The organism is Agromyces sp. NPDC060279, assembly GCF_042726785.1.
In the GTDB taxonomy this organism is placed as follows: domain Bacteria; phylum Actinomycetota; class Actinomycetes; order Actinomycetales; family Microbacteriaceae; genus Agromyces.
In genome coordinates, this window is record NZ_JBHXBK010000002.1 from 222476 (window position 1) to 247133 (window position 24658).

General features: G+C 73.1%; 24 protein-coding genes. 14 read left to right on the plus strand and 10 right to left on the minus strand.

What is annotated here, in order from left to right:
- Positions 1-84 precede the first annotated feature (84 nt).
- The 5 genes from ACFWE1_RS09680 to ACFWE1_RS09700 are packed head-to-tail and all read right to left on the minus strand — an operon-like array spanning position 85 to position 5651.
- Positions 85-1470 carry a DUF58 domain-containing protein gene (locus ACFWE1_RS09680; protein ID WP_376933262.1) on the minus strand — a complete coding sequence of 462 codons (1386 nt, stop codon included), beginning with the start codon at positions 1468-1470 and terminating at the stop codon, positions 85-87.
- A 1-nt stretch (position 1471) separates the two neighbouring features.
- Positions 1472-2443, minus strand: coding sequence for an AAA family ATPase (locus ACFWE1_RS09685; RefSeq protein ID WP_376933263.1), 972 nt, complete (start codon positions 2441-2443; stop codon positions 1472-1474).
- The gene (locus ACFWE1_RS09690) at positions 2440-3735 is read right to left on the minus strand and encodes a DUF4350 domain-containing protein (protein WP_376933264.1); all 1296 of its coding nucleotides are present in this window, start codon (positions 3733-3735) and stop codon (positions 2440-2442) included. Before ACFWE1_RS09690 ends, ACFWE1_RS09685 begins: the two co-directional genes overlap by 4 nt.
- A gap of 5 nt (positions 3736-3740) precedes the next feature.
- Positions 3741-4391 (minus strand): DUF4129 domain-containing protein, encoded by a 651-nt coding sequence (locus ACFWE1_RS09695; RefSeq protein ID WP_376933265.1) that lies wholly within the window; start codon positions 4389-4391, stop codon positions 3741-3743.
- 6 nt (positions 4392-4397) lie between these two features.
- The gene (locus ACFWE1_RS09700; protein ID WP_376933266.1) at positions 4398-5651 is read right to left on the minus strand and encodes a glycerophosphoryl diester phosphodiesterase membrane domain-containing protein; all 1254 of its coding nucleotides are present in this window, start codon (positions 5649-5651) and stop codon (positions 4398-4400) included.
- A 173-nt stretch (positions 5652-5824) separates the two neighbouring features.
- Here ACFWE1_RS09700 and mtrA point away from each other — a divergent pair, with 173 nt between their 5' ends.
- The 6 genes from mtrA to secA all read left to right on the plus strand — a co-directional run bounded on the left by mtrA (position 5825) and on the right by secA (position 14438).
- Positions 5825-6505: an MtrAB system response regulator MtrA gene (gene mtrA, locus ACFWE1_RS09705; RefSeq protein ID WP_376933267.1), complete on the plus strand. Its 681-nt coding sequence runs from the start codon at positions 5825-5827 to the stop codon at positions 6503-6505.
- Positions 6506-6508: 3 nt separating this feature from the next.
- Positions 6509-8176 carry an MtrAB system histidine kinase MtrB gene (mtrB, locus tag ACFWE1_RS09710; protein WP_376933268.1) on the plus strand — a complete coding sequence of 556 codons (1668 nt, stop codon included), beginning with the start codon at positions 6509-6511 and terminating at the stop codon, positions 8174-8176.
- Complete coding sequence (locus ACFWE1_RS09715; RefSeq protein ID WP_376933269.1) at positions 8169-9845, plus strand: LpqB family beta-propeller domain-containing protein; 1677 nt, start codon at positions 8169-8171, stop codon at positions 9843-9845. Before mtrB ends, ACFWE1_RS09715 begins: the two co-directional genes overlap by 8 nt.
- Before the next feature lie 96 nt (positions 9846-9941).
- On the plus strand, positions 9942-10637 hold the full coding sequence (locus ACFWE1_RS09720; RefSeq protein ID WP_376933270.1) for a ComF family protein: 696 nt from the start codon (positions 9942-9944) through the stop codon (positions 10635-10637).
- A gap of 90 nt (positions 10638-10727) precedes the next feature.
- On the plus strand, positions 10728-11429 hold the full coding sequence (gene hpf / locus ACFWE1_RS09725) for a ribosome hibernation-promoting factor, HPF/YfiA family (protein ID WP_376933271.1): 702 nt from the start codon (positions 10728-10730) through the stop codon (positions 11427-11429).
- 210 nt (positions 11430-11639) lie between these two features.
- On the plus strand, positions 11640-14438 hold the full coding sequence (gene secA / locus ACFWE1_RS09730) for a preprotein translocase subunit SecA (RefSeq protein WP_376933272.1): 2799 nt from the start codon (positions 11640-11642) through the stop codon (positions 14436-14438).
- A 99-nt stretch (positions 14439-14537) separates the two neighbouring features.
- On the opposite strand, the gene ACFWE1_RS09735 is transcribed toward secA, so the two are convergent.
- The gene (locus ACFWE1_RS09735; protein WP_376933273.1) at positions 14538-14981 is read right to left on the minus strand and encodes an Rv3235 family protein; all 444 of its coding nucleotides are present in this window, start codon (positions 14979-14981) and stop codon (positions 14538-14540) included.
- A gap of 179 nt (positions 14982-15160) precedes the next feature.
- Here ACFWE1_RS09735 and ACFWE1_RS09740 point away from each other — a divergent pair, with 179 nt between their 5' ends.
- Positions 15161-15739, plus strand: coding sequence for a hypothetical protein (locus ACFWE1_RS09740; RefSeq protein ID WP_376933274.1), 579 nt, complete (start codon positions 15161-15163; stop codon positions 15737-15739).
- A gap of 92 nt (positions 15740-15831) precedes the next feature.
- Here the strand turns inward: ACFWE1_RS09740 and ACFWE1_RS09745 are convergent, their stop codons facing one another.
- Positions 15832-16125, minus strand: coding sequence for a helix-turn-helix domain-containing protein (locus ACFWE1_RS09745; RefSeq protein WP_376933275.1), 294 nt, complete (start codon positions 16123-16125; stop codon positions 15832-15834).
- A 168-nt stretch (positions 16126-16293) separates the two neighbouring features.
- Here ACFWE1_RS09745 and ACFWE1_RS09750 point away from each other — a divergent pair, with 168 nt between their 5' ends.
- From ACFWE1_RS09750 to bcp, 4 genes are all read left to right on the plus strand, one after another.
- Positions 16294-16857 carry an SAF domain-containing protein gene (locus tag ACFWE1_RS09750; RefSeq protein ID WP_376933276.1) on the plus strand — a complete coding sequence of 188 codons (564 nt, stop codon included), beginning with the start codon at positions 16294-16296 and terminating at the stop codon, positions 16855-16857.
- On the plus strand, positions 16857-18140 hold the full coding sequence (locus ACFWE1_RS09755) for a CpaE family protein (RefSeq protein ID WP_376933277.1): 1284 nt from the start codon (positions 16857-16859) through the stop codon (positions 18138-18140). The genes ACFWE1_RS09750 and ACFWE1_RS09755 overlap by 1 nt, the downstream gene beginning before the upstream one ends.
- Before the next feature lie 3 nt (positions 18141-18143).
- Positions 18144-19637 (plus strand): sensor histidine kinase, encoded by a 1494-nt coding sequence (locus ACFWE1_RS09760; RefSeq protein ID WP_376933278.1) that lies wholly within the window; start codon positions 18144-18146, stop codon positions 19635-19637.
- A 73-nt stretch (positions 19638-19710) separates the two neighbouring features.
- Positions 19711-20187 carry a thioredoxin-dependent thiol peroxidase gene (gene bcp, locus ACFWE1_RS09765; RefSeq protein WP_376933279.1) on the plus strand — a complete coding sequence of 159 codons (477 nt, stop codon included), beginning with the start codon at positions 19711-19713 and terminating at the stop codon, positions 20185-20187.
- A 37-nt stretch (positions 20188-20224) separates the two neighbouring features.
- On the opposite strand, the gene ACFWE1_RS09770 is transcribed toward bcp, so the two are convergent.
- Entirely contained in the window at positions 20225-20677 is a 453-nt protein-coding gene (locus ACFWE1_RS09770; protein ID WP_229781798.1) for a hypothetical protein, read from the minus strand.
- Between the two features lie 235 nt (positions 20678-20912).
- On the opposite strand from ACFWE1_RS09770, the gene ACFWE1_RS09775 reads away from it, so the two are divergent.
- Complete coding sequence (locus tag ACFWE1_RS09775) at positions 20913-21161, plus strand: WhiB family transcriptional regulator (protein WP_055859573.1); 249 nt, start codon at positions 20913-20915, stop codon at positions 21159-21161.
- Between the two features lie 82 nt (positions 21162-21243).
- On the opposite strand, the gene rsgA is transcribed toward ACFWE1_RS09775, so the two are convergent.
- Both rsgA and aroA read right to left on the minus strand, forming a co-directional pair.
- A complete protein-coding gene (rsgA, locus tag ACFWE1_RS09780) occupies positions 21244-22314 on the minus strand; it encodes a ribosome small subunit-dependent GTPase A (RefSeq protein ID WP_376933280.1) in 1071 nt (356 codons plus the stop codon).
- Complete coding sequence (gene aroA, locus ACFWE1_RS09785; RefSeq protein WP_376933281.1) at positions 22311-23672, minus strand: 3-phosphoshikimate 1-carboxyvinyltransferase; 1362 nt, start codon at positions 23670-23672, stop codon at positions 22311-22313. Before aroA ends, rsgA begins: the two co-directional genes overlap by 4 nt.
- A 111-nt stretch (positions 23673-23783) precedes the next feature.
- Between aroA and ACFWE1_RS09790 the strand changes: the two genes are divergently transcribed.
- Positions 23784-24407, plus strand: coding sequence for a sigma-70 family RNA polymerase sigma factor (locus ACFWE1_RS09790; protein ID WP_189086373.1), 624 nt, complete (start codon positions 23784-23786; stop codon positions 24405-24407).
- Entirely contained in the window at positions 24404-24658 is a 255-nt protein-coding gene (gene rsrA / locus ACFWE1_RS09795; RefSeq protein ID WP_230766015.1) for a mycothiol system anti-sigma-R factor, read from the plus strand. Before ACFWE1_RS09790 ends, rsrA begins: the two co-directional genes overlap by 4 nt.

Here is a 24658-nt window from a genome sequence, read left to right on the forward strand (position 1 = left end):
CGAGGCGTGCCGGTGTGTCGCGCCGCGACGTCGGATGACGGCCGGCGACGTCGCGTGCAACACCGTGGCGCCCGGGGGCCGCGGTTAGAGGCGCCCGGCGGCCTTCAGCGCCAGGTACCGGTCGGCGAGGGCCGGTGGGAGCTCCTGCGGCGGGGCGCTCACCGTCTCGGCGCCGAGGCGGCGGATGGCCGCCTCGACCCGGGCGCCGTCGAGTAGGCCCCGCTCGGCGGCGGCAGCGCGGTAAACCTCGTCGAGGTCTTCGGTGCCGCGGCTCGCGGCGACCGCGTCGGGATCGGCGACGGAGGCGACGATCACGAGGTGGCGGGAGGTGAGCTGCGGGAGCATGGCGAGCAGTCCCGCCGCGTTCGCGGGGGAGTCGACGCCGGTGAGGAGGACGACGAGTGCGCGCCGGCTCGTGAGCCGGCGCACCTGCGCGGGCACCGCCGCCCAGTCGGTCTCGATGAGCTCGGGGTCGATGGTCGACATGACGTCGACGAGTTTCGCCAGCAGCTCGGCGCCGTTCGCGCCGTGCACTCGGCCGCGGACGCGGCGGTCCCAGGCGAGCCAGTCGACCCGGTCGCCCGCGTGCGAGGCGAGGGCCGACAGCAGCAGCGACGCCTCGAACGCGGTGTCGAGCCTGGGCTCGTCGGCGATCCGTGCGGCGGCGGTGCGCGAGGTGTCGGTGACGATGACGATGCGCCGGTCGCGCTCGGGACGCCAGGTGCGCACCATCAGCCGGGTGCCGCCGGGCGCCTCGGGATCGGTGCGCCGCGCGGTCGCCCGCCAATCGATCGAGCGGACGTCGTCGCCGCGGACGTACTCGCGGATGGAGTCGAACTCGGTTCCCTGTCCGCGGATCAGGATCGGCGTGCGCCCGTCGAGCTCCCGGAGTCTCGTCAGCCGCGACGGCAGGTGCACCCGCGAGGCGAACGGCGGCAGCACGCGCAGCACGCCGGGCGCTGAGAGCGTCGCCTGCCGGGACCACAGGCCGAGCGGACCGGCGCTGCGGATGGTGACCTGCCCGACCCGGCGGTCGCCGCGACGCCGGGGCACGAGCACGAGGGACACCCGACGCCGCTCGCCGGCCGGGATCCGGAGCCGTGAGCGATTCGGCCCGACGACCCCCGCGGAGGGCTGCCAGCCGTCGCGGACGACCGCACGCAGCGCCCGTCCGCCGAGGTTCTGCACGATGAGGTGCGACTCCGCCGCCTCACCGAGCCGGACCCGTGGCGGCAGCTCCCGCTCCAGCGCGACACGTCGAGGGGAGCCCGCCAGGGAGAGGTCGATCGCCCCGAGGCCGGCGCAGAGCGCCGCCCAGGCGAGCAGCGCGAGCCACGCCGTCTGGCCCCCCGCGGCCGCCACGGCGGCCGGCGTCTGAGCGCCGGAGGCGGCGCCGGCGAGCGCGCCCGCGACGACGATCGGCACCACGCCGAGCGCGAGGAGCAGCACGAACCTCCCAGAGATCGTCATCTCAGAGCGGGACCCGGACCTGCTGGACGATGCCGCGCAGCACCTGGTCGACGGCGACGCCCTCGAGCTCGGCCTCGGGCCGCAGCTGCACGCGGTGACGCCAGACGGGCAGCAGCATGGCCTGCACATGGTCGGGGGTCAGCCGGTCGTAGCCGGTCAACCAGGCCCAGGCCTTCGCCGCGGCGAGCAGGGCGGTCGCCGCCCGCGGGCTGACCCCGAGCCGGAGCGAGGGGGCGCGGCGGGTCGCCCGGGCGAGGTCGACCAGGTACGCGAGCACGTCGTTGGAGGCGCCGACCCGGCCGGCCGCGGCGCGCGCGGCCGTGAGCTCGCCCGCCGAGAGCACGGGCTGCACGCCGGCCGCCTCCAAGTCGTGCGGGGAGAAGCCATCGGCGTGACGGCGGAGCATCGCGAACTCCGCGTCGCGCTCGGGCACCTCGAGCACGAGCTTCATGAGGAAGCGGTCGAGCTGCGCCTCGGGGAGGGAGTAGGTGCCCTCGTACTCGATGGGGTTCTGCGTGGCCGCCACGAGGAACGGGTTCGGCAGCGCACGGGTGACGCCGTCGGCGGAGACCTGCCGCTCCTCCATCGCCTCGAGCAGCGCCGACTGGGTCTTCGGCGGGGTGCGGTTGATCTCGTCGGCGAGGAGGAGATTGGTGAAGATCGGGCCCTCTCGGAACGCGAACTCCCCGGACCTCGGGTCGTAGGCGAGCGAGCCCGTCACGTCGCCCGGCATGAGATCGGGAGTGAATTGCAGGCGACGGGTCTCGAGCCGGAGGGTGCGGCTCAGCGTGCGGACGAGCAGCGTCTTCGCGACGCCGGGAACGCCCTCGAGGAGGACGTGGCCGTCGGCGAGCAGCGCGATGATGAGGCCGGTGATCGCGCCGTCCTGGCCGACGACGGCCTTGCCCACTTCGGCGCGGACGCGGTTGAGGGCGTCGCGCAGCTCGGCGTCCGTCTGCATGGGGTCGGTCATGAGGGCCTTCCTGGTCGTTCGGTGGTCTGCGTGGGGTCGGCGTCGGGCCGGAGGGTGCGGCGCACCTCGGCCTCGAGCTCGTGGATGGCGGCGGCGAGCTCCACGAGCCGCCGGTCGTCGGCCGGCTCCTCGTCGACGAGCAGCCGCTCGGTGGCGTAGGGATCCCGACCGGTCGCGAGCGCGGCGGCGTGGGCGATCTCGCGGACATCCGCGGAGCGGGGCAGCTTCAGGACGCCGAGCAGGCGGCCGAGCGCACCGATGCGGAGCTGATCGAGCGCGTGGGTGCGCACCGAGCTGCGCTCGTAGAGGCGGGCGCGGCCCTCGCGGGTCTCGGCGACGGGGACGTCGACGACCAGGTCTTCGGCGACGAGCGGTCCGAAGCGGCGGCCGCGCCAGACCGCCGCCACGACGACGAGCGCGATGAGCAGGAGGATGACAGGCGTCACCCATCCCGGGGTGAGCTCGCCGAGCGTCGGGGCGGTCGCGGCATCCACGTCCTCGATGCCCGGGACGTACCAGGCGAGCGTGTCCGTCTCGCCGAGGAGTCCGAGCGCGAGCGCCGCGTTGCCGGCCTCGTCGATCGTCTCGTTCGCGAACGCCGTCGAGGCGGCGACGACCGTGATCCGGCCGCCGCCGCTCGGGCCCTCGGCGAGGGCGAAGCCGAACTCGCCGTCCGGGAAGCAGCCCTGCCAGCCCGCGGCCCGGGCGTCGTCGTCGATCCGCAGCAGCCCCTGCCCGTCGGAGAGCGTGCCCGCCCGCTCGGCGGCGGGGAGCTCGCAGGCGGCGCCATCGAGCGCGCCGCTCGCGGTGCCGGCCAGACGCACGCCCTCGGCGAGCGCGTCGAGCGAGGCGAAGTCGGGTGCGACGACGACGAGCCGCTCTGCGGTGTCCGCGAGCTCGGCGAGCCGTTCCGGATCGAGGAAGCCCTCGACGTCCGCGACGACGACGGTCGCGCCGCCGCGGGCAGCGCTGCGTGCGTCGTCGAAGGCGGCGACCTCGTCGACCTCGACGCCCTGCCCGCGGAGCACCTCGACGACGGCCTTCGCGCCCGCCGGGGCGGGGTTGTCGGCGCCGAGGGGTGGGCCCCCGCCGCGGATGCCGCCCTGCAGCACGAGCAGCGCGACGGCGCCGAGGATCGCGACGGCGCCGATGGCGATCCAGGTGCGGGCGCGGCGCAGGCCGCCGCGCAGCGTGGGGGTGAGGGGCGTCGCCTGCTGGGGGCCGCCCGGGGTCGCGGGCGGCTCCGCCGCGCGTGCCGCTGCCGGGGGTGCCGGCGCGCTCGTGCCGCTCACGCCGTTCATGCGGGCACCGCCGGACGGCCGAGCGACGCGTCGTCCGGCGTGGTGGTCGCGAGCGCCGTCTCGAGCGCGGTCAGCTGCTCGTACTCGGCCGCACCGCCGCTGCGTCCCAGGTACCTGACCTCGTCGAACGCCCGCGCGGCCTGCTGCAACGCGGTGGCGTGGCCGGGGAACGGGATCGTCGCGGCCGCGGCGATCGCGTGGGCCGTCGTGCCGGGGTGGATGCGCACGAGCTCGCGCTCGACGAGTCCGCGGGCGAGCGCGCGGAACCGCTCCTCGATCGCGAGCGGCCAGTCGCCGCGCTGCGCGGCGAGCGCCGCGGCCCGGCGCAGCTCCTCGAGTCCGCGGATGTCGCCGTCCTCGAAGAGGGGCACCTGGGCGGCTCGGCGCCGCCGGAGCCGCGGCACCCCGAAGACCAGCAGCCCGATGACGACGAGCGCGATCACGATGAGCACCACGATGCCGATCACGAAGGGCTGCGGCACGCCGCCCGCTCCTGAGAAGAGCTCGCCCAGCCACTCGCCGATGGCCTGCATCAGCCGGTCGAACCAGCTCGGCTCCGCCGCCCGGTACTCGGGCTTCGAGAGCTCGTCGACGAGCCAGCGTCGGGCCTCCTCGGCATCCGGGTCGACCGGGATCTCGATGCGCACGGCCGCTCAGGCCCAGTTCGGCGCGGTCGCGGTGGGCGCCGCCGACGGCGCGAACGGGTCCCCGACGGGGACGCCGGCCTCGCGGAGCTCGACGTGCCGCTGCAGGACGAGGTCGAGGCCCTCCTTGCGCATGCGGAGATCGACGTAGACGACCGCGACGACGGCGGACTGCACGACGGCCGTGACCGCGCCGAGGACGAGCGAGAGCACCGTCGACACGGCGTAGAGCGCGATGATCGCCCCGACGCCGCTGCCGGAACCGGTCGGGTCGACGAGGCCGACCACGATGCCGCCGATGACGGAGACCGGCGTGCTCACGAGCTGCGCGGCGAAGTACAGGATCACGGCCACCAGCGCCTCGACGCCGAAGGTGCGCCAGAAGACGCCGTTCGTGAGCTGCCAGGACCTCGCGATCGCACGCCCGACGCCCGCCTGCTCCAGGACGATGACGCTCGGTACGAGGGACAGCTTCACGGCGAGCCAGACCCCGACGGCGCCCACGCCGAGCGCGACGAAGCCGATGATGAGCACCGTCGCGACGATGCCGCCGACCCCGCCGTCGGTGGCCGCGGCGAAGCCGAAGCCGATGAGGACGCCGAGCACGACGACCACGAGGATGGCGAGCACGACGGCGACCGCGACGAGCAGGGTCCAGCCGATGAGGGGCCAGATGCGCCGCGCGGTGCGACGCCACAGCTCGCCGAAGCGGAGCCGTTCGCCGAGTGTGCCGCTCGCGACTTCGACGACCATGATGCCCTGCAGGAACGCGCTGCCCACGACGGAGAGCGCCAGCGGGATCAGCATGAGCAGGAGGAAGCCGCCGACGGCGCCGGCCGCGATCGCGCTCTGGTCGGCGACGCTCGCCGACCCCGCTCGGGCCGTCACGGCGAAGAAGAACGGCACGAACGCGCCGACGGTGGCGAGCGCGATGACGAGTTGCACGATGAGCCCGCTGCCGAGCACCGGCCCGGGGTTGCGCCGCAGCGTGCGGAACGGCGCCCACATCAGCGTGCCGAAGCCGAGGGGGCGCAACGGCAGCAGGCCGGGCTTCGGCGGCGGGGTCCATCCCGCGTGCGGCGCACCGTACTGCGGCTGGGGCGCACCGTACTGCGGCTGGGGCGCGCCATATGCTGGCTGGCCGTATCCCGGCTGGCCGTACCCCTGCTGGGGCGCCGGTGCCGGCCAGCCGCCCGGGGCGCCGCCGTTCGCCGGCGGCGGCCACGCGCCCGATTCGGGCGCCTGCCACTGCGGATCGGTCACGAACGGGCTCCTTCCGGTGGTCTCCCCATGCTTTCACATCCCGCCGGGAACGCGTCGTCGTCGTCCACAGCGCGCCCCCGGCTCCGGGATCCCGCTCCCTCGGCCGTCGAACGGCTACGCTGGGACGACCGGCCACGTCGCAGAAGCCCCGGCCCGAGCGGAGATGTGAATCGATGTCCCAACGCATCCTGGTCGTCGACGACGACACGGCCCTCGCCGAGATGATCGGCATCGTGCTGCGTTCCGAGGGATTCGAGCCGCTGTTCTGCGCCGACGGCGCCCAGGCCGTCGAGGCCTTCCGCGAGGCCCGGCCTGATCTGGTGCTCCTCGACCTCATGCTGCCCGGCATGGACGGCATCGAGGTGTGCGGGCGCATCCGCGCGGAGTCGGGCACCCCGATCATCATGCTGACCGCGAAGAGCGACACCGCGGACGTCGTCCGCGGGCTCGAGTCCGGCGCCGACGACTACATCGTGAAGCCCTTCAACCCGAAGGAGCTCATCGCACGCATCCGCACCCGGCTCCGCCCGGCCCCCGAGCAGGCGCCGGAGACCCTCGGCGTCGGCGACCTCGTGATCGACGTCGCCGGGCACGAGGTGCGCCGAGGCGACGAGCGCATCAACCTGACGCCGCTCGAGTTCGACCTGCTGCACACCCTCGCGGCCAAGCCGCAGCAGGTCTTCACGCGGGAGATGCTGCTCGAGCAGGTCTGGGGGTACCACTACAAGGCGGACACGCGCCTCGTGAACGTGCACGTGCAGCGCCTGCGGGCGAAGGTCGAGCACGACCCCGACAACCCCCGCATCGTCATGACCGTGCGCGGCGTGGGCTACCGCGCCGGCGCCACCACCTAGCGCATGAGCACGACCGAGGCGGCGCCGCTGACGCTGCGGATCGGTCGCTGGCGGGGCGTCCCTCGGCGGCTGGCGACCCTCTGGCGCCACTCGCTGCAGTTCCGCACCGTGCTCATCACGCTGGCGCTCTCGGGGCTCGCGATCCTCGTCATCGGCCTCTACATCAGCTTCAGCGTCGCCTCCAACCTCTTCAAGACGCAGCTCGACCAGGTGCTCGCCTCGTCGAACAACGCCACCGCGGCGGCGCAGCGCATCCTGAGCCCCTCCGACGCCTCGGACCAGGCGGCGATGCAGTCCCTCATGGACTCCACCGTGAAGATCGTGCAGTCGAGTTCGGGCAGCTCGCTGATCGGCGTCTACCGCGCGCCCGAGCAGGACCCGTCGACCATCGCCCCCCTCGGCAGCATCGCCCCGGGGCTCGAGGCGGTGCTCACCGACGAGCTGCGCGAACGGGTGCAGGAGAACCCCGGCGGGCAGTTCTGGCAGTCCGTCGCCCTCGACGACGGCGACGGGGGCACCGATCCCGGCGTCGTCGTCGGCTCCGACCTCCAGGTGCCGGGCGCGGGGCGGTACGAGCTGTACATCGGCTACGACTTCGCGGACGCCCAGCAGACGCTCGACCAGATGCAGGCGACCGGCGTCGTCGGCGCCATCGCGCTGCTCGCGCTGCTGGCCGTCGTCACGCTCCTCGTCGTGCGCTGGGTGATCGAACCGATCCGCACCGCGGCGGTGACGAGCCGCCGGCTCGCGGCGGGAGATCTCGGGGTGCGGATGCCGGAGAAGGGCGAGGACGAGCTCGCCACCCTCGCGGCGTCCTTCAACGGCATGGCCGACAGCCTGCAGGCGCGCATCCGCGAGCTCGCCGAGCTCTCGGTGGTGCAGCAGCGCTTCGTGTCCGACGTCTCCCACGAGCTGCGGACCCCGCTGACCACGATCCGGCTCGCCGGCGACGTGCTCTACGGGCAGCGCGACGACTTCCCCGGCCCGACCGCGCGGACCGTGGAGCTCCTGCACACCCAGACGGACCGGTTCGAGCAGCTCCTCGCCGACCTCCTGGAGATCAGCCGCTACGACGCCGGATCCGTCGAGCTCGCCACGGAGCCGACGAACCTCGTGCACCTCGCGGGCGACGCCATCGAGTCGATGCACGAGCTCGCGGAGGAGCGCGGCAGCGAGCTCCGCCTCGATGCACCGGGCGGGCACCTCGACGCGCACGTCGACCCGCGACGCATCCGCCGCATCGTGCGCAACCTCCTCGGCAACGCCATCGAGCACGGCGAGGGCCGACCCATCGTGATCGCCGTCGACTCCAACGAGCAGGCGGTCTCGTTGAGCGTGCGCGACTACGGCCTCGGCATGAGCGAGGAGGAGCAGGCGCACGTGTTCGACCGCTTCTGGCGCGCCGACCCGAGCCGCACCCGCACCATCGGCGGCACCGGCCTCGGACTCGCCATCTCGCTCGAGGACGCGGTCGCGCACGGCGGTGCGCTCGACGTCTGGTCGCGGCCAGGCGTGGGGACCGTGTTCCGGCTGACGGTGCCGCGGGCAGCCGGCGGGGAGTTCGGCGAGCCGCCGCTGCCGCTCGTGCCGCTCGACCCGGAGGCCGACGGCCCGGGCGCGCCGAACACCGTCACGACCGACACGAAGAGCCTGGGGGTGCCCGATGCGTAGGGGGATCGCGCTCGCCGCGGCGGCGATCGCCGCGTTCCTGCTCGCGAGCTGCGCCTCGCTGCCGAGCTCGGGCGGGGTGAACGCGGGCAGCCCCGGATCGGGCGACGAAGCGCTCGAGCTCGATCTGCAGGCGCCCGCGCCGACCGACGGGGCCAGCCAGGAGGAGATCCTGCGCGGCTTCATCAACGCGGCCACCAGCCCGCGCAGCAACTACGCGGTCGCCAGGCAGTACCTCGCCCCGGGATTCGCCGACCAGTGGCAGCCGGGGGAGGGGGCCACCGTCGACCGCTTCGCCGACCGCGACACGGTCCGCATCGACGACACGCACCTGCAGATCGACGCCGTGCCGGCCGCGGAGCTCGCGGCGAACGGCCAGTACCAGGCAGCGCAGTCGCAGGCGCCGATCCAGCTCGACTACCGCTTCGTGAAGGTGGGCGACGAGTGGCGGATCAGCGAAGCCCCGGCGGGCGTGCTCATGGACGAGTCGAACTTTTCCCGCGTCTACCGCACCCACACCCTCTATTTCTACGATCGCGACTTCCGCTTCGCGGTGCCCGATGTGCGCTGGTTCGCCGGGCGGGAGTCGGTGCAGACGAGCATCGTGCGGGCGCTGCTGGCCGGACCGGCCGACTGGCTCGACGCCGGCGTGGTGTCGGCGTTCCCGGAGGGAGTCCAGCTCGACCCGGACGCGGTGCCGATCGACGGCGGCGTGGCCGACGTCTCGCTCGAGGGCGCGACGGCCGACGACGAGCTCGCCTCGCAGCGGATGCGATTCCAGTTGAAGGAGAGCCTCGCCTCGGTGCCGAACGTCGACGACGTGCAGCTCTCGCTCGACGGCACCGTGCAGGGCGGTGCACTGACGTTCTCGGCCGTGACGGACCCGGTCGGCGACTCCCGGCCCGTCGTCTACGACGGCACCGTCTTCGGTCACCTCGCGGCGACCGGCGACGGCGTCGAGCCGATCCCGGGCCTCTCGGACCAGGTCGCGGCGCTGCTGCCGACGGCGGCGGCGGTCGCGGCCGACGCGCAGTCGGCCGCGGTGCGCTCGGTGGAGGGCGACGTCTACCGGGTCCTGCCCGACGAGCAGCCGGTGCGCGTGGACGATCGTGCCGGGCTCATCCCGCCGGCGATCGACGCGCACGGGTACATCTGGACGGTCCCGGCGGGCTCGGCGAGGCAGCTCCGTGCGACCGGCCCGGACGGCAGCGCCATCGCGATCACGCCGCCGTGGACCAGCGCCGGCATCGCGTCGCTCGAGCTCTCGCCGGACGGGACGAGGCTCATCGCCCTCCTCGACGACGGGGGCGCGAGCCGCTTCGTCGCGGTGGCCGTGGCGCGCACGGCCGACGGCGCGCCCCAGTCGCTCGGCTCCGTGCAGCTCGTGCTGGCCGGCGACTCCGGAGCGGCCGAGGATGTGAGCTGGCTCGATCAGACGACCGTCGTCGCCCTGAGCTCGACGGACGGCGGCAGCGTCATCGTCAGCCAGGTGCTCGGCGGGCTCGCGACCCGACGCGACGGCCCGGGCGGCGGGGTGCAGCTGGATGCCGCGGCGAGCCCGCGCGAGTACCGGGTGCTCACCGCGGACGGCGATCTCGAGACCGTCAGCGGCGTCGGCTGGCAGGTCCGCGCGAGCGGGCTGCGCTTCCTCGGCACGCAGCTCGCGGGCTGAGGGCCGCTCCTCCTCCCCAGCGGCCCCCGGACGTCGCGCCTCCCCGGTTCGGCGCGCGGGGCGCCTGGCCGGATGCCGCGCCGGCATCCTTGCCGCATGGCCGGCCGAGTGGTGCGCGACGCGCTCGCCGCGGCGCTCGCGCTCGCGCTGCCCGTGTCCTGCGCCGGCTGCGGGGCGTTCGACCGGGTCGTCTGCCCGGCCTGCGCGCGCGAACTCGCGCCCGTACCGCGCCTCGTCGCCAGAGCACCGCTCGGAGCGCGCGACGTCTGGGCCGGGCTCCGCTATCGCGGGGCCGTCCGTCCCGTGCTCCGGGCCTACAAGGATGCCGGCCGCACCGATGCCGCGGCCGCGCTCGCGCCCGCCCTCGGCGCCGCAGTCGAGGCGGCGCTGCTGGCGCTGCCGCAGGGCGGCGGCGAGCCCCTCGAACTCTGCACGATCCCCTCCACGCCGGCGGCGCTCCGGGCGCGGGGCTACCGGCCGGTCGAGCGGCTCCTCGCCCGGCTCGGGCTGCGCGCGGCCCCGGTGCTGCGGCCGGTCGCCGGGCACCTCGACCAGGCGGGGCTCGACGCGGAGGCCAGGCGGCGGAACTCCTCCGGCTGGCTCCGGGCGCAGCGGGCGCATGGGAGGCGGTTCCTCCTCGTCGACGACGTGCTCACCACTGGCTCGACGCTCGCCGCCGCGGCGGCCGCGATCGAGTCCGGCGGCGGCCGGGTCGCGGGCTTCGCCGTGCTCGCCGAGACCCCGCGCCGCACGGATGAACATCGCAGGGGATCTTGGGGGAACTCTCCGTGACAAGCGGGCCGAAGCGGGCTACGGTGGCAGCACAGGCGTGGTCCAACCACCCTTCAGAACCGGGTGACACGCCGGGAGATGGAGGCCGTAATGGAACTGAACATCGTCGGACGCAACCTTGGGGTCACCGATCGATTCCGTGCCTACGTCACTGAGAAGGCCGAGAAGGTCTCGCACCTGGCCGAGCGGGCCATCGCGCTCGATGTGAAGCTCGTGCGCCACAGCGAGAAGAACGGGAACCCGGGTCCCGACCGCGTCGAGCTCACGCTCGTCGGCCGCGGCCCCGTCGTCCGGGCGGAGGCGGACGGCAGCGACAAGTACGCCGCGTTCGACGTGGCGCTCGGGCGATTGCTCGAACGGATCAGGCGGGCGAAGGACCGCAAGAAGGTGCACCGCGGGGGCGGCCACCGGCACACCTCGCTGCGCGAGGCCGCCGACGCCGGGTTCACCGGGGTCGGGGTGCAGGCCGCGGGCGCCGAGGTCCTCGAGCGGGTGCGCACCGGGAGCATCCCGGTCGTCGACGATCACGAGGAGCACGGCGAGGACGAGGTGTACACGCCGGTCGTCATCCGCCGGAAGGTGTTCGCGTCCGCGCCGATGACCGTCGACGAGGCCCTCTACTTCATGGAGCTCGTCGGGCACGACTTCTACCTCTTCGTCGACTCCGAGTCGGGCCGGCCGAGCGTGGTCTACCGCCGCAAGGGCTGGGACTACGGGGTGATCGGGATCGACGAGCAGGCCGGCGCCGTCGACGACCCCGTCACGAAGGGTCGCGAGGCGGTCGCCTCCTAGACGCAGGAATCGCGCGGGGCATCCGGTCGAGGGCCGGATGCCCCGCGGTCCGCCACGGGGCCGGCCGGGGCACCGGCGCCGCTCGGCCGGCATCCGGCTCGTGTCCAGGTCGCTGCCCACTAGCATGGCTATGATGACCGTCTGCACAGGCGGCAGCGGGCGTGCCCTCCACCCGATCGGGTGCGGCCGACGACACTGGGAGAGCATTTCGTGGCTTCGATTCTGGAAAAGGTCCTGCGCGTCGGCGAGGGCCGCACCCTCAAGCGCCTCGAGAACTACGCGAAGGCGATCAACGCCCTCGAGGACGACTTCAAGGACCTCAGCGACGAGGAACTGAAGCACGAGACCGTCGAGCTGCGCGAGCGATACTCGAACGGCGAGTCCCTCGACGACCTGCTGCCCGAGGCGTTCGCCGCCGTCCGCGAGGCGTCGCGGCGCACCCTCGGCCTCCGCCACTTCGACGTCCAGCTCATGGGCGGCGCCGCGCTGCACCTCGGCAACATCGCCGAGATGAAGACCGGTGAGGGCAAGACGCTCGTCGCGACGACGGCGGCGTACCTCAATGCGCTCACGAGCCGCGGCGTGCACATCGTCACGGTGAACGACTTCCTCGCCTCGTACCAGTCCGAGCTGATGGGCCGCGTCTTCCGCGCCCTCGGCATGACGACCGGCTGCATCCTCTCCGGGCAGACCCCGCAGCAGCGCCGCGAGCAGTACGCCGCCGACATCACCTACGGCACGAACAACGAGTTCGGCTTCGACTACCTCCGCGACAACATGGCCTGGCAGGCGTCCGACATGGTGCAGAGAGGGCACTACTTCGCCATCGTCGACGAGGTCGACTCCATCCTCATCGACGAGGCGCGCACGCCGCTCATCATCTCGGGCCCCGCCTCCGGTGAGGCGAACCGCTGGTTCACCGAGTTCGCCCGCCTCGCCGAGCGACTCGTCCCCGGCGAGGACTTCGAGGTCGACGAGAAGAAGCGCACCGTCGGCGTGCTCGAGCCCGGCATCGAGAAGGTCGAGGACTACCTCGGCATCGACAACCTCTACGAGTCGGCGAACACCCCGCTCATCTCCTTCCTGAACAACTCGATCAAGGCCCGGGCCCTGTTCAAGAAGGACAAGGACTACGTGGTGATGAACGGCGAGGTGCTCATCGTCGACGAGCACACCGGCCGCATCCTCGTCGGCCGCCGCTACAACGAGGGCATCCATCAGGCGATCGAGGCGAAGGAGGGCGTGCAGGTCAAGGCCGAGAACCAGACCCTCGCGACCGTCACGCTGCAGAACTACTTCCGCCTCTACTCGAAGCTCTCCGGCATGACCGGTACCGCCGAGACCGAGGCCGCCGAGTTCATGTCGACGTACAAGCTCGGCGTTGTGCCGATCCCCACGAACAAGCCGATGCAGCGCATCGACCAGCCCGACCTCGTCTACAAGAACGAGGAGTCGAAGTTCGCCCAGGTCGTCGAGGACATCGTCGAGCGGCACAAGAAGGGCCAGCCGGTCCTCGTCGGCACGACGAGCGTCGAGAAGAGCGAGTACCTCTCGCGGCTGCTCGCGAAGAAGGGCGTGCGGCACGAGGTCCTGAACGCGAAGAACCACGCGCGGGAGGCCGCGATCATCGCCCAGGCCGGCCGCCACGGCGCCGTCACCGTCGCCACGAACATGGCCGGTCGAGGCACCGACATCATGCTCGGCGGCAACGCCGAGTTCATCGCCGTCCAGCGCATGCACGAGAAGGGCCTGTCGCCCGTCGACACCCCGGAGGAGTACGAGGCCGCCTGGGACGACGTCTTCGCCGAGGTCAAGCGCGAGGTCGAGGTCGAGGGCGAGAAGGTGCTCGAGGCGGGCGGTCTCTACGTGCTCGGCACCGAGCGGCACGAGTCGCGCCGCATCGACAACCAGCTCCGCGGCCGCTCGGGGCGTCAGGGCGACCCCGGCGAGAGCCGGTTCTACCTCTCGCTCACGGACGATCTGATGCGGCTCTTCAACGCCGGCGCGGCCGAGAGCATCATGGCGCGCGGGGTGCCCGACGACGTCGCCATCGAGTCGAAGGTCGTCTCCCGGGCCATCCGTTCGGCGCAGTCGCAGGTCGAGGCGCGGAACGCCGAGATCCGCAAGAACGTGCTGAAGTACGACGACGTACTCAACCGGCAGCGCGAGGCGATCTACTCGGACCGCCGGCACATCCTCGAGGGCGACGACCTGCACGAGCGCACGCAGGCCTTCCTCGAGAACGTCATCGACGAGGTGCTCGACCAGCACACCGCCGAAGGCAACCCCGACGAGTGGGACCTCGACGCCCTCTGGACCGAGCTGAAGACGCTCTACCCGATCGACATCACCATCGACGAGGTCGTCGCCGAGGCGGGCGAGAAGGGGCGGGTCAACCGCGACTTCATCCGCCGCGAGATCCTCTCCGACGCGAAGCTCGCCTACCAGCGCCGCGAGGAGCAGCTCGGCAGCCCGGCGATGCGCGAGCTCGAGCGCCGCGTCGTGCTCTCGGTGATCGACCGCCGCTGGCGCGACCACCTGTACGAGATGGACTACCTGAAGGACGGCATCGGCCTGCGCGCCATGGCGCAGCGCGACCCGCTGGTCGAGTACCAGCGCGAGGGCTACGCGATGTTCCAGCAGATGATGGGCTCGATCCGCGAGGAGACCGTCGGCTTCCTGTTCAACCTCGAGGTCGAGGTGGCGCAGCAGGGCGGCGTCGCCGGGCCGAACATCGAGGCGAAGGGGCTCGGCCGTCCGGCGACCCCCACGGAGAAGCTCAGCTACACCGCGCCGAGCGACTCGGGCGAGGCCGAGGTGCGCAACCAGCGCGGACAGCTGCAGCAGGCGGCGACGCAGCGGCTGCGTCGTGCCGTCGCCGAGTCGCAGAGCGAGGGCGCCGGGGCGGCGCCCGCGCAGGGCGCGCGTGGCGCGTTCGGGCAGGCCACCGGCGAGGCGGCCCCGCAGAACCGGGCCGAGCGTCGCGCTCAGGACCGCAAGGGCCGCTAGCGATCACGAGACGAGGGCCGCGCATCCGAGGGGTGCGCGGCCCTCGTCGTGTTCGTCGCGGCCCGCTCGCGTGGGGCGGCCGAAGGCGGCCGGCGGGGTTCAGAGCACGCCGAGCACCGATGCCCGCCAGCGCGCGTCGAATCCCTCGAGCCGGATGACGATGGCGCGGGTGCGCGGCCGCTGGTGCACGAGCACGACCGCTTCGATCACCCCGTCGGCCGGCTCGCTGATCCGGACCGTGCCGATCGCGAAGACCGGCCGCTGCGGGCGGGCGCCGCGCACCCGGCGGGCCCGGGCGGCGAGGGCCACCCGCTTCTCGAGCCCGCGGTAGACGTCGTCCGTGACCCAGCGCGCGAGTTGCTCGAGGTCCCGCGCACCGGCGAGCGCCTCGACGACGCAGTGCGCGAGGTTGCGCAGCACGGGCATCGGCTCGGGAAGCTCGGCCCGCCCGACCGGCTGCGGACCGAAGAAATCGTCGCGGTCGAGCGGCGTGGGGTCGTGGACGGGGTCACCGGTCTGCGCCGGTTCGAAGAGGGGGGCCATCGTGCTCCTGGATCGTGGCGATCGCCGGGCGCAGCCCGGCGGCCGGATCACCCCCGAACGGGGGAGGAGGGGGACCCGTGCTTGAACGCTAGACGGCCCCTGGAATCCCTGTCAAGAAATCCTGCCGCCTGTGGAGAGCGTCGAGCGGTCGGGACTCGGTCTGGATTAGGGTCGCCCGCATGCGATTCGAGCGCCTCATCGACGACCTCTCGGCGCAGATGGAGCACGAGCAGCGAGAGGAGGAGCGCTCCCTCGCGCTCGAGGAGGAGCGGCATCGCCTCGGTCGGCTGTCCGTGCGGGAACGGGCGCGAGCGCTGCACGAGCTCGGTCGGCCGCTGCGGTGCGAACTCGTCGACGGCCGCACCATGACGCTGGCGCTCGAGTCGTTCGGCCGGGACTGGCTGGCGGCGCGCACCGGCCCGCCGTCCGGCGGCCTGCTGATCGTGCGGATCCCCGCGATCGAGGCGATCCTGGGGGATCGGGAGGAGCTGCAGGCGAGTCTCACTCCGCTTCCGGAGTCGCCGACGGCGCTCGCCGCGCGCATCGGATTCGGGTTCGTGCTCCGCGACCTCGCCCGCCGGCGTGCGGCGGTGCTCGTGCACGGCGTCAGCGGTGCGAGCTGGCCGGGCACGATCGACCGGGTCGGCGGCGATCATCTCGAACTCGCGCTGCATTCGGCGGGGACGCCGCGGCGCGAGGCCGAGGTGCGCGGCTACCGGCTCGTGCCGTTCGATCGGGTCTCGACGGTCGAGATGTGAGGGGCCGACGCGACGCGGAGCGTGGTGTCGCAGTGGAATCCCGAACGGATGACGACGAGGTGCGCCGAGTAGTCGGGATGCGAAGACCGTGCTCAGTCGACGGGGCGCACGCCACCGCGGCGGACGCCGGAGAGCTCGGAGATGGTGGCGAACTCGCCCTGGTTCCAGGCGGCGTGACGGCGGGCCGACTCGTACTGCTCGTCGATCCAGACCTCGAGCTGGGCGCGCTCGACGCGCCACGGGCCGTGCTCGCCGATGCGGATGGCGGGCAGCTCGCCCGAACGGATGAGCCCGTCGACCGTGCCCACGTCGACGGCGAGCAGCTCCGCGGTATCGGCGAGGGACAGGAAGCGCCCGAGCTCGCCGCTCGGTCCAGGTGAGGTCATGCCCTCGATTATCGACCCGGCGGACGAGGACGGCAGGGTCTGTGGATAACTCCGGACGCGTGGCTCGCGCCCCCGGGACGATGGACGGGCCGAGGAGCTCGGCGAGAGCAGGCGGGAGCGCGAATGGGCTGGCGGGCGAGGTCGGGCAGGGCGGTCGATCTTCGACTGGTGGTCGGGCTGGTGCTCGTCGCCGGATCGGTGCTCGGTGTGTGGGCGCTCGTGGGCGGACTCGATCGCTCGGTTCGGGTCTACGCGGCTCGCGACACGATCACCGCGGGCTCGCGCCTCGAGGCGCACGACCTCGAAGCGGTGCGGGTCGTGCTGGGCGAGCGGGCCGCGCAGTACCTCTCGGCCGAGACGGCGCTGCGGCCGGGAGCGGTGCTCGCACGCACGGTCGGGCCGGGGGAGCTGCTCCCGCGCGACGCGGTCGCCGACGCGTCCGACACCGCCTTCGCGGCCGTCGTCGTGCCGAGTCGCGGGGCGCTTCCCGAGTCGGTCGCTCCCGGGAGCGCGGTCGACGTCTGGGCCGGCGATGCGGTCGAGCGGGGGTTCGAGGCGCCCGCGGTGCTCGTCCCCGCCGCCGAGGTCGTCTCCGTGCGAGCAGCCGACTCGCCGGGCGCCGACGGGCCGCTCGTGGAGCTGCGGCTCGATCGCGAACGCCTGCCCCTCCTGCTCGAGGCGCTCGCCTCCGGCGACGCGATCGACCTCGTGCCCGCTCGGTCGGTCGGCTGATGGTCCGCATCGCCATGCTGCTCGGGCCCGAGCTGGAACGTCGCCTGCTGCCCGAGGCGGTCGAGCACGGGCACCGGGTCGTGCGGGCCGCCACCTGGTCGGAGCTCCGCGGCGGGCTCGCGGAGCACCGGGCGGAGCACCGGCCGGAGCTGCTGCTCGTCGGGGCGGGCGTGCTCGCCGTCGATCGCGACGTGCTCGCGGTGTGCGACGCCGTCGGCGTCCGGGTCGTCGCCATCGCCGACGACGATCGCCAGCGCGCCGCGGCTCGGGCGGCAGGCCTGCACGAGGTCTTCGGGCCCGTCGCGGCGTGGGCCGAGCTCGAGCCGGTCGTCACGGGCCGCGTCGCGCTCGTGCCGCAGGCGCCGCCCGCGCTCGAGGCGCGGACCGTCGCGGTCTGGGGGCCCACCGGGGCGCCCGGTCGCACGACGGTCGCCGTCAACGTCGCCGCCGAGCTCGCGGCCGGCGGGCGACGCGTCGCCCTCGTCGACGCCGACCCGTACGGGGGAGCCGTGGCGCTCGCCCTCGGGCTGCTCGACGAGACGCCCGGCTTCGCCGCCGCGTGCCGGCTCGCCGGCATGAACGCGCTCGATCGGGCGGAACTCGAACGGCTCGCGCAGCGCTGCACGACGAGCGGAGCGGAGTTCGAGGTGTTCACCGGGCTCATCGGGCCGGGGCGCTGGCCCGAGCTCGGCGCGGACCGGGTGACGGCCGCCCTCGAGGCGATCGCCGCCGGGGTCGACGTCGTCGTCATCGATACGGGGTTCAGCCTCGAGCGCGACGAGGAGCTCACGAGCGACCAGTTCGCCCCGCGTCGCAACGCCGCGACCTTCGCCGCGCTCGAGGCGGCCGATCGCGTGATCGCCGTCGGGCTCGCCGACCCCACGGGGCTCGGCCGCCTCCTCCGCGGCTGCGCGGAACTCGCGGAGCACGTCGATCCCGGACAGATCGACGTGCTGGTGAACCGGGTGCGCCCGAGCGTGCTCGGCATCGACGCCTACGCGCAGGTGCGGGCGACGCTGCAGCGGCTCGGCGGCATCGAGCGGTCCTGGCTCCTGCCACACGACGGGCGCGGCGCCGACGCCGCGGTCCTCCGGGCGCGAGCGCTGCGCGACGCCGCACCGCGCTCAGCCCTGGCGCTGGCCCTCCGGGAGTACGCGGCCGAGCGCTTCCCGCGCTCGGGCGCCCCGGACGCGGGCGGGCCCCGCTCGAGCAGACGCGGCGCGAGCGTCCGCGGAACACGACTTCTGGATCGCGTGCGACGCCGTGCGCCGCACTACGCTTGAGCTGTGTCGACCCTCAGTGAACTCGTCCTCGCCCAGGGCCGCAGCAGTCAGGCCGACGTCGACTGGCTGCACATGCTCGTCGGCGACCTGCAGCTGCTCGCCGATCTCGCCTTCGCCGACATCGTGCTGTGGGTGCCCTCCGGTGACGACGACTTCGTCGCGGTCGCGCACGCGCGGCCCTCGAGCGCGGCGACGCTCTTCTACCGGGACTTCGTCGGCCAGCCCATCAAGCCGCAGTGGCGCGAGCTCGTCACCCAGGCGTACACGAGCGCTGAGATCATCGACTCCTCCGCGCCCGACTGGTACGAGGAGATGCCGACCCGCGTGCGCGCCGTGCCGGTCATGCGGCGGCTCGCCGAGGCGAGCACCGCGGTCGCGCCCGAGCCGGTCGCCGTGATCACGAGGCACACGAACCTCGGCGCGACGCGCACGCCGAGCCGACAGGAGCTCACCTTCAACGACTGCGCCGGCGAGCTGTTCCAGATGATCGCCTCCGGCGACTTCCCCGATCTCGGCGCCCCGACCGGGCCTCGCCGAGGCGCCCCGCGCGCCTCCGACGGCCTCATCCGGCTCGACGTCGACGGCATCACGACCTTCGCGAGCCCGAACGCCCTCTCGGCCTTCAACCGGATGGGCTTCGACGACGAGCTCGAGGGGGAGTCCCTCGCCGATGTGACCACCCGGCTGCTCGGCGGCAAGCTCGTCGTCGACGAGTCGCTGCCGCTCGTCGTGACCGGGCGGGCGCCCTGGCGCACCGACGTGGAGTCCCGCGGGGTCACGGTGTCGCTCCGGGCCATCCCGATCCGCCGCAAGGGGGCGCGCATCGGCGCGATCGTGCTCACCCGGGACGTCACCGAGCTCCGTCACCAGGAGCAGGAGCTCATCACGAAGGACGCCACGATCCGGGAGATCCACCACCGGGTCAAGAACAACCTGCAGACCGTCGCGTCGCTGCTGCGCATCCAGGCGCGCCGCACCCACTCCGACGAGGCGCGCGAGGCGCTCACCCAGGCCATGCGCCGCGTCGGGGCGATCGCGGTCGTGCACGACACGCTGTCGACGGGCCTCTCCCAGAACGTGGACTTCGACGAGGTCTTCGACCGGGCGCTGCTGCTCGTCGCCGAGGTCGCCGCCGCCCACAACACCACGGCGCACCCGAAGCGCTCCGGAAGCTTCGGCGTGCTCCCGAGCGAGTACGCGACGCCGCTCGCGCTCGCGCTCACCGAGCTCGTCACCAACGCGGTCGAGCACGGCCTCGCCGGTCAGGTGGGCGAGGTCGAGGTGGTCGCCGACCGCACCGAGCAGCTGCTCACCGTGCAGGTGCGCGACACCGGATCCGGGCTCCCCGAGGGACGCGTGGGCGAGGGGCTCGGCACGCAGATCGTGCGCACGCTGATCCAGGGCGAACTCGGTGGCACGATCGACTGGCACACGGTCGTCGGCACGGGCACCGAGGTGACCATCGAGGTGCCGCTGCGCTGGATCGCGCCGGCCTGAGCGGGCGCGCGGCGCCGGCGCCGGGCATCGCCTCACGGGACGGGCGCCGCGGAGGCGGCCTACCATGGTCGATATGAACGATGCACGACTCGCCCCCGGCGATCTCGCCCCCGACTTCACGCTCGACGACCAGGACGGCACCCCGGTGACGCTCTCGTCGCTCCGCGGCGGCAAGGTGGTGCTGTACTTCTACCCCGAGGCGATGACCCCGGGCTGCACGACCGAGGCGTGCGACTTCCGCGACAGCCTCAACTCCTTCAAGTCCGCGGGCATCCGCGTCCTGGGCGTGTCCAAGGACGAAGTCGAGAAGCTGAAGCGCTTCGCGGAGCGCGACCGGCTGAACTTCACCCTCCTCGCGGACCCCGACCTCGCAGTCCAGCAGGCGTACGGCGTCTGGGGCGAGAAGTCGCTCTACGGCAAGATCGTCGTCGGCTCCATCCGCTCGACCTTCGTGATCGACGAGGAGGGCCGCATCGCGAAGGCCTTCTACAACGTGAAGGCCACCGGGCACGTCGCGCGCATCCGGCGCGAGCTCGGCCTCGACGGCTGACCCCTTCGACGCACCCCGCCGGGGCGGTGCCGGGCGCTCAGTGCTCCGGTGCCGCCCCGGCGTTGCCGTAGGCGCGGCGCACCGACGGAGCGAGCATGAGCACGACCACGACGATCGCCGGGATGAGCAGGGCCCAACCGATGTCCGGGCGGGCGAAGAGCCCCTGGAACGCCCCCGCGGCGACCGAGACCTGCAGCACCTGCCACACGATGGCGCCGGCGCGCGACCACCCGGCTCGGCGGATCGAGGCGACGGCGACGGCGGCGGTGAACACGGCGCCGATCGCGACGAGCACGATGAGTGCCACCGCGGTCGCGTACGACGACGGGGCGAGCGTCAGCAGGTCGACGACGAGCCAGACCAGCACGCCCGCGACGGCGAGCGCCTCGAGGACGAGCAGCACGTTCACGATCGCGAGCGCCGCGCGAGGGACCCCCTGATCAGCGGGCGGTTCCTCTGCTGAGGCGGGGCGGTCGGAGCTCTGATTCACAGCGATATCCCATACACGGCTATTGATTCGACCCCGTCGCTATGCCACGATTTACAAGGCCGAGTTGATGCTCACAGGGTGGTGAGCCGATCAATCATGATCCTACTTCCCGAGACTTGGCTTTCCCCCCGCAACACCGCTACCGAATTCGTGCGCACGCGAGTACGCACGAACGAAATGGCCGCGCGAAAGCGCGCGAGTGTGACTGCGACGAGTAGCAACAAGGAGCATCTCCATGGATTGGCGCGACAAAGCCGCCTGCCTCACCGCCGACCCCGAACTGTTCTTCCCGGTGGGGAACACTGGTCCGGCCGTCGACCAGATCGAGAAGGCCAAGGCGGTCTGCGCCCGTTGCACGGTCACCGAGATCTGCCTGCAGTACGCCCTCGAGACCGGTCAGGACTCGGGCGTCTGGGGCGGTCTCAGCGAAGACGAGCGTCGCGCCCTGAAGCGCCGCGCCGCTCGCGCCCGCCGCGCCGGCTGAGCGCCGCGACACGACCTCCATCGAGCCGAGGCCGGACGACACCACCCCGTCCGGTGCTCGGCTCGATCAGTGTCCGCCGCGATCAGTGTCCGCCGCGATCGGCGCCGCCCGGCGCCGTCGAGAACGTCTCGAGCAGCCGCTGCAGCGAGTCCAGCCGGGCCCGGCCCGTCTCGTCGAGCTCCCCGTCGGCCGCCGCCTCGTTGAGCGCGCAGTCGGGCGCGTCGGGCAAGTGGGTGCAGCCCCTCGGGCAGCGCTCCGCGATCTCGGCGAGCTCGGTGAACGAGCGCAGGATGTTCGCGGGGTCGACGTGCCCCAGGCCGAAGGAGCGCACGCCGGGCGTGTCGATCACCCAGCCGTCGCCGTCCGCCGCTTCGAGGCGCAGGGAGACCGTCGAGGACGAGGTGTGCCGACCGCGACCGGTGACGTCGTTCACCCGGCCGGTGGCGCGCTCCGCGCTCGGCACCAGCGCGTTCACGAGCGTCGACTTGCCGACGCCGGAGTGCCCGACGAAGACCGTGCGGTGGCCCACGAGGGCGGCGCGGATCTCGTCGAGCGGCATGTCCTCGGCGGCGGAGCGGAACACCGGCAGCTCGAGGCCGGAGAAGCTCTGCAGGAACGGTTCGGGATCGGCGAGATCGGTCTTCGTGATGCAGAGCAGCGGCGTGATGCCCGCGTCGTAGGCGGCGACCAGATAGCGGTCGACGAGTCTGGTGCGCGGCTCGGGGTTCGCGGCGGCGACGACGACGAGCATCTGATCGGCGTTGGCCACGATGATGCGCTCCACGGCGTCGGTGTCGTCGGCGCTCCGGCGCAGCAGGCTCGTGCGCTCGCCGATCCGCACGATCCGGGCGAGCGTGCCCTCGTCGCCCGTCGTGTCGCCGACGACGTCGACGAGATCGCCGGTCACGACGGACTTGCGCTTGAGCTCGCGGGCCCGGGCGGCGGTCACCTCGCGCTCGTCGGCACCGCCCTCGTCGAGCAGGACCGCGTAGCGGCCGCGGTCGACCCCGAGCACGCGGCCCTGCACGGCGTCGGCGTGCTCCGGGCGCTGCTTCGTGCGCGGCCGGCTGCCGCGGCGGCTCGGACGCACCCGGACGTCGGACTCGTCGAACTCGGGCTCGTCGTCCTCGTCGTCGGCGTCCCACCAGCTCATCGCAGCAGCCCGCCCCAGAGCTCGGGGAACTGCGGCAGCGTCTTGCCCGTCGAGGCGATGTCGTCGATCACGACCCCGGGAACCGCGAGACCCACGATCGCGCCGCTCGTCGCCATCCGGTGGTCGGCGTAGGCGCGCCAGGCGCCCTCGTGCAGCGGCGCCGGCTCGACGCGCAGGCCGTCCTCGAGCTCGGTGACCCGGCCGCCGAGGCCGTTGAGCTCGGCCGCGAGCGCAGCGAGCCGGTCGGTCTCGTGGTGGCGGATGTGGCCGATCCCCGTGAACGTCGACGGGCCGTCGGCGAAGGCGGCGATCGCGACGAGGTTCGGCACGAGTTCGCCCGCCTCGCCGAGGTCGAGCTCCACGGCGCGGATGCCGCCCGCCGCCGCGCCCGGGGCACGGACGGTGAGCCGGTCGCCGGTGCGCTCGACCTCGGCGCCGAAGCGGGGCAGCAGGGTCTCGAGCTGGGCGCCGACCTGCGTGGTGGCGTCGGGCCATCCCGTGATCGTCACCTCGCCGCCCGCGACGAGCGCGGCGGCCAGGAACGGCGCGGCGTTCGAGAGGTCGGGCTCGATGTCGACGTCGACGGCGGCGATGGGGCCGGGCGCCACGATCCAGCGGCCGGGCTCCGGCGACTCGACCACGACGCCCCGACGGGCGAGGGCCGCGACGGTCATCTCGATGTGCGGCATGCTCGGCAGCCGCTCGCCGGTGTGCCGGAGGTCGAGCCCCTGCTCGAAGCGCGGGGCCGACAGCAGCAGCCCGGAGACGAACTGGCTCGACGCGGAGGCGTCGATCTCGAGGGCGCCGCCCGCGATGCGGCCGGTGCCGTGCACGGTGAACGGCAGCGTGCCGCGTCGGTCGTCGTCGAGGTCGACGCCGAGGCCCTTCAGGCCGTCGATGACGCCGGACATGGGGCGTCGCCTCGCGGCCTCGTCGCCGTCGAAGGTGGTGGGCCCGAGGCCGAGGGCGGCCACCGGCGGCACGAAGCGCATGACGGTGCCGGCGAGGCCGCAGTCGACGGTGGTGGAGCCGAGCAGCTCCTCGGCGGGCGTCACCCGCAGATCGTCGCCGAAGCCGCCGCGGCCGGGCAGCCGTTCGAAGCCCACGCCGAGCGCCGAGAGCGCCTCGATCATCAGTTCGCTGTCGCGCGACCAGAGCGGCGCCCGGAGCACCGACGGGCCCTCGGCGAGGGCGGCGAGCACGAGCTCGCGGTTCGTCAGCGACTTCGAGCCCGGCACGGCCAGCGTCGCCTGCAGCGGCCGGCTCGCGGTGGGCGCGAGCCAGCCCGGGTCGGGCTCGGTGCGGCGCGCGTCGCCGTACGGGTCGAACTCGGGCTCGGAATATGGCGTGATCTGCATCGGTTATCAACAGTAGCGTCCGTGCGGGCGCGGGAGGAGAGGGTGCAGGTGAGCCTCGCACTGCTGGAACGGACGGCGGCCGAGCGGGTCGACGATCTAGGATGGCCGGTGATGACCGGTGATGAGATCGACGAGCCCATGGTCGAGGCCGAGCGCCCGCTGGGCGAGCTGTTCGAGGAGCAGGCGCTGCCCTTCATCGATCAGCTGTACGCCGCCGCGCTGCGGATGACGAAGAACCCCGCCGACGCGCAGGACCTCGTGCAGGAGACCTTCGTCAAGGCCTACGCCGCCTTCGCGCAGTTCAAGCAGGGCACGAACCTGAAGGCCTGGCTGTACCGCATCCTCACGAACACCTTCATCAACACCTACCGCAAGAAGCAGCGGGAGCCCTACCAGGGCACGATCGACGAGCTCGAGGACTGGCAGCTCGGCGGCGCCGAGTCGACGACCGCCGCGACGAGCCGCTCCGCCGAGGCGGAGGCGATCGACCACCTGCCCGACAGCGCCGTGAAGGACGCGCTGCAGGCGCTCCCCGAGGACTTCCGACTCGCCGTGTACTTCGCGGACGTCGAGGGCTTCTCCTACCAGGAGATCGCCGACATGATGAACACCCCGATCGGGACCGTGATGAGCCGCCTGCACCGTGGCCGGCGGATGCTTCGCGAGTCCCTCGCCGACTACGCCCTCGAGCAGGGCATCCAGTCGGCGGCCAACCCCACCAGGAGCAAGAAATGAACGACTGCGGCTGCGACAAGGCGCGGGCCGAGCTCGAGGAGTACCTGCACAACGAGCTCTGCAGCGAGGATGCCGCCGACATCCGCGCGCACATGGAGAACTGCCCCGAGTGCTCCGGCGAGCTGAAGGTCGGCATCACCATCACCGAGGTCGTGCAGCGGGCCTGCCGCGAGAGCGCCCCTGACGAGCTCCGCACCGTCGTGCTCACGCGGATCCGCGAGATCCAGACGCACGCCGTCCTCGCCGACTGA

Excerpts from the sequence above, each read along its gene's own strand:
- ACFWE1_RS09680 (WP_376933262.1), bottom strand. The coding sequence starts at position 1,470 with ATGACGATCTCTGGGAGGTTCGTGCTGCTCCTCGCGCTCGGCGTGGTG.
- ACFWE1_RS09790 (WP_189086373.1), top strand. The coding sequence starts at position 23,784 with ATGACCGGTGATGAGATCGACGAGCCCATGGTCGAGGCCGAGCGCCCG.
- ACFWE1_RS09735 (WP_376933273.1), bottom strand. The coding sequence starts at position 14,981 with ATGGCCCCCCTCTTCGAACCGGCGCAGACCGGTGACCCCGTCCACGAC.
- ACFWE1_RS09685 (WP_376933263.1), bottom strand. The coding sequence starts at position 2,443 with ATGACCGACCCCATGCAGACGGACGCCGAGCTGCGCGACGCCCTCAAC.
- rsrA (WP_230766015.1), top strand. The coding sequence starts at position 24,404 with ATGAACGACTGCGGCTGCGACAAGGCGCGGGCCGAGCTCGAGGAGTAC.
- ACFWE1_RS09720 (WP_376933270.1), top strand. The coding sequence starts at position 9,942 with ATGGCCGGCCGAGTGGTGCGCGACGCGCTCGCCGCGGCGCTCGCGCTC.
- ACFWE1_RS09715 (WP_376933269.1), top strand. The coding sequence starts at position 8,169 with ATGCGTAGGGGGATCGCGCTCGCCGCGGCGGCGATCGCCGCGTTCCTG.
- rsgA (WP_376933280.1), bottom strand. The coding sequence starts at position 22,314 with ATGAGCTGGTGGGACGCCGACGACGAGGACGACGAGCCCGAGTTCGAC.
- ACFWE1_RS09740 (WP_376933274.1), top strand. The coding sequence starts at position 15,161 with ATGCGATTCGAGCGCCTCATCGACGACCTCTCGGCGCAGATGGAGCAC.
- mtrB (WP_376933268.1), top strand. The coding sequence starts at position 6,509 with ATGAGCACGACCGAGGCGGCGCCGCTGACGCTGCGGATCGGTCGCTGG.
- ACFWE1_RS09755 (WP_376933277.1), top strand. The coding sequence starts at position 16,857 with ATGGTCCGCATCGCCATGCTGCTCGGGCCCGAGCTGGAACGTCGCCTG.
- aroA (WP_376933281.1), bottom strand. The coding sequence starts at position 23,672 with ATGCAGATCACGCCATATTCCGAGCCCGAGTTCGACCCGTACGGCGAC.
- mtrA (WP_376933267.1), top strand. The coding sequence starts at position 5,825 with ATGTCCCAACGCATCCTGGTCGTCGACGACGACACGGCCCTCGCCGAG.
- bcp (WP_376933279.1), top strand. The coding sequence starts at position 19,711 with ATGAACGATGCACGACTCGCCCCCGGCGATCTCGCCCCCGACTTCACG.
- ACFWE1_RS09745 (WP_376933275.1), bottom strand. The coding sequence starts at position 16,125 with ATGACCTCACCTGGACCGAGCGGCGAGCTCGGGCGCTTCCTGTCCCTC.
- hpf (WP_376933271.1), top strand. The coding sequence starts at position 10,728 with ATGGAACTGAACATCGTCGGACGCAACCTTGGGGTCACCGATCGATTC.
- ACFWE1_RS09775 (WP_055859573.1), top strand. The coding sequence starts at position 20,913 with ATGGATTGGCGCGACAAAGCCGCCTGCCTCACCGCCGACCCCGAACTG.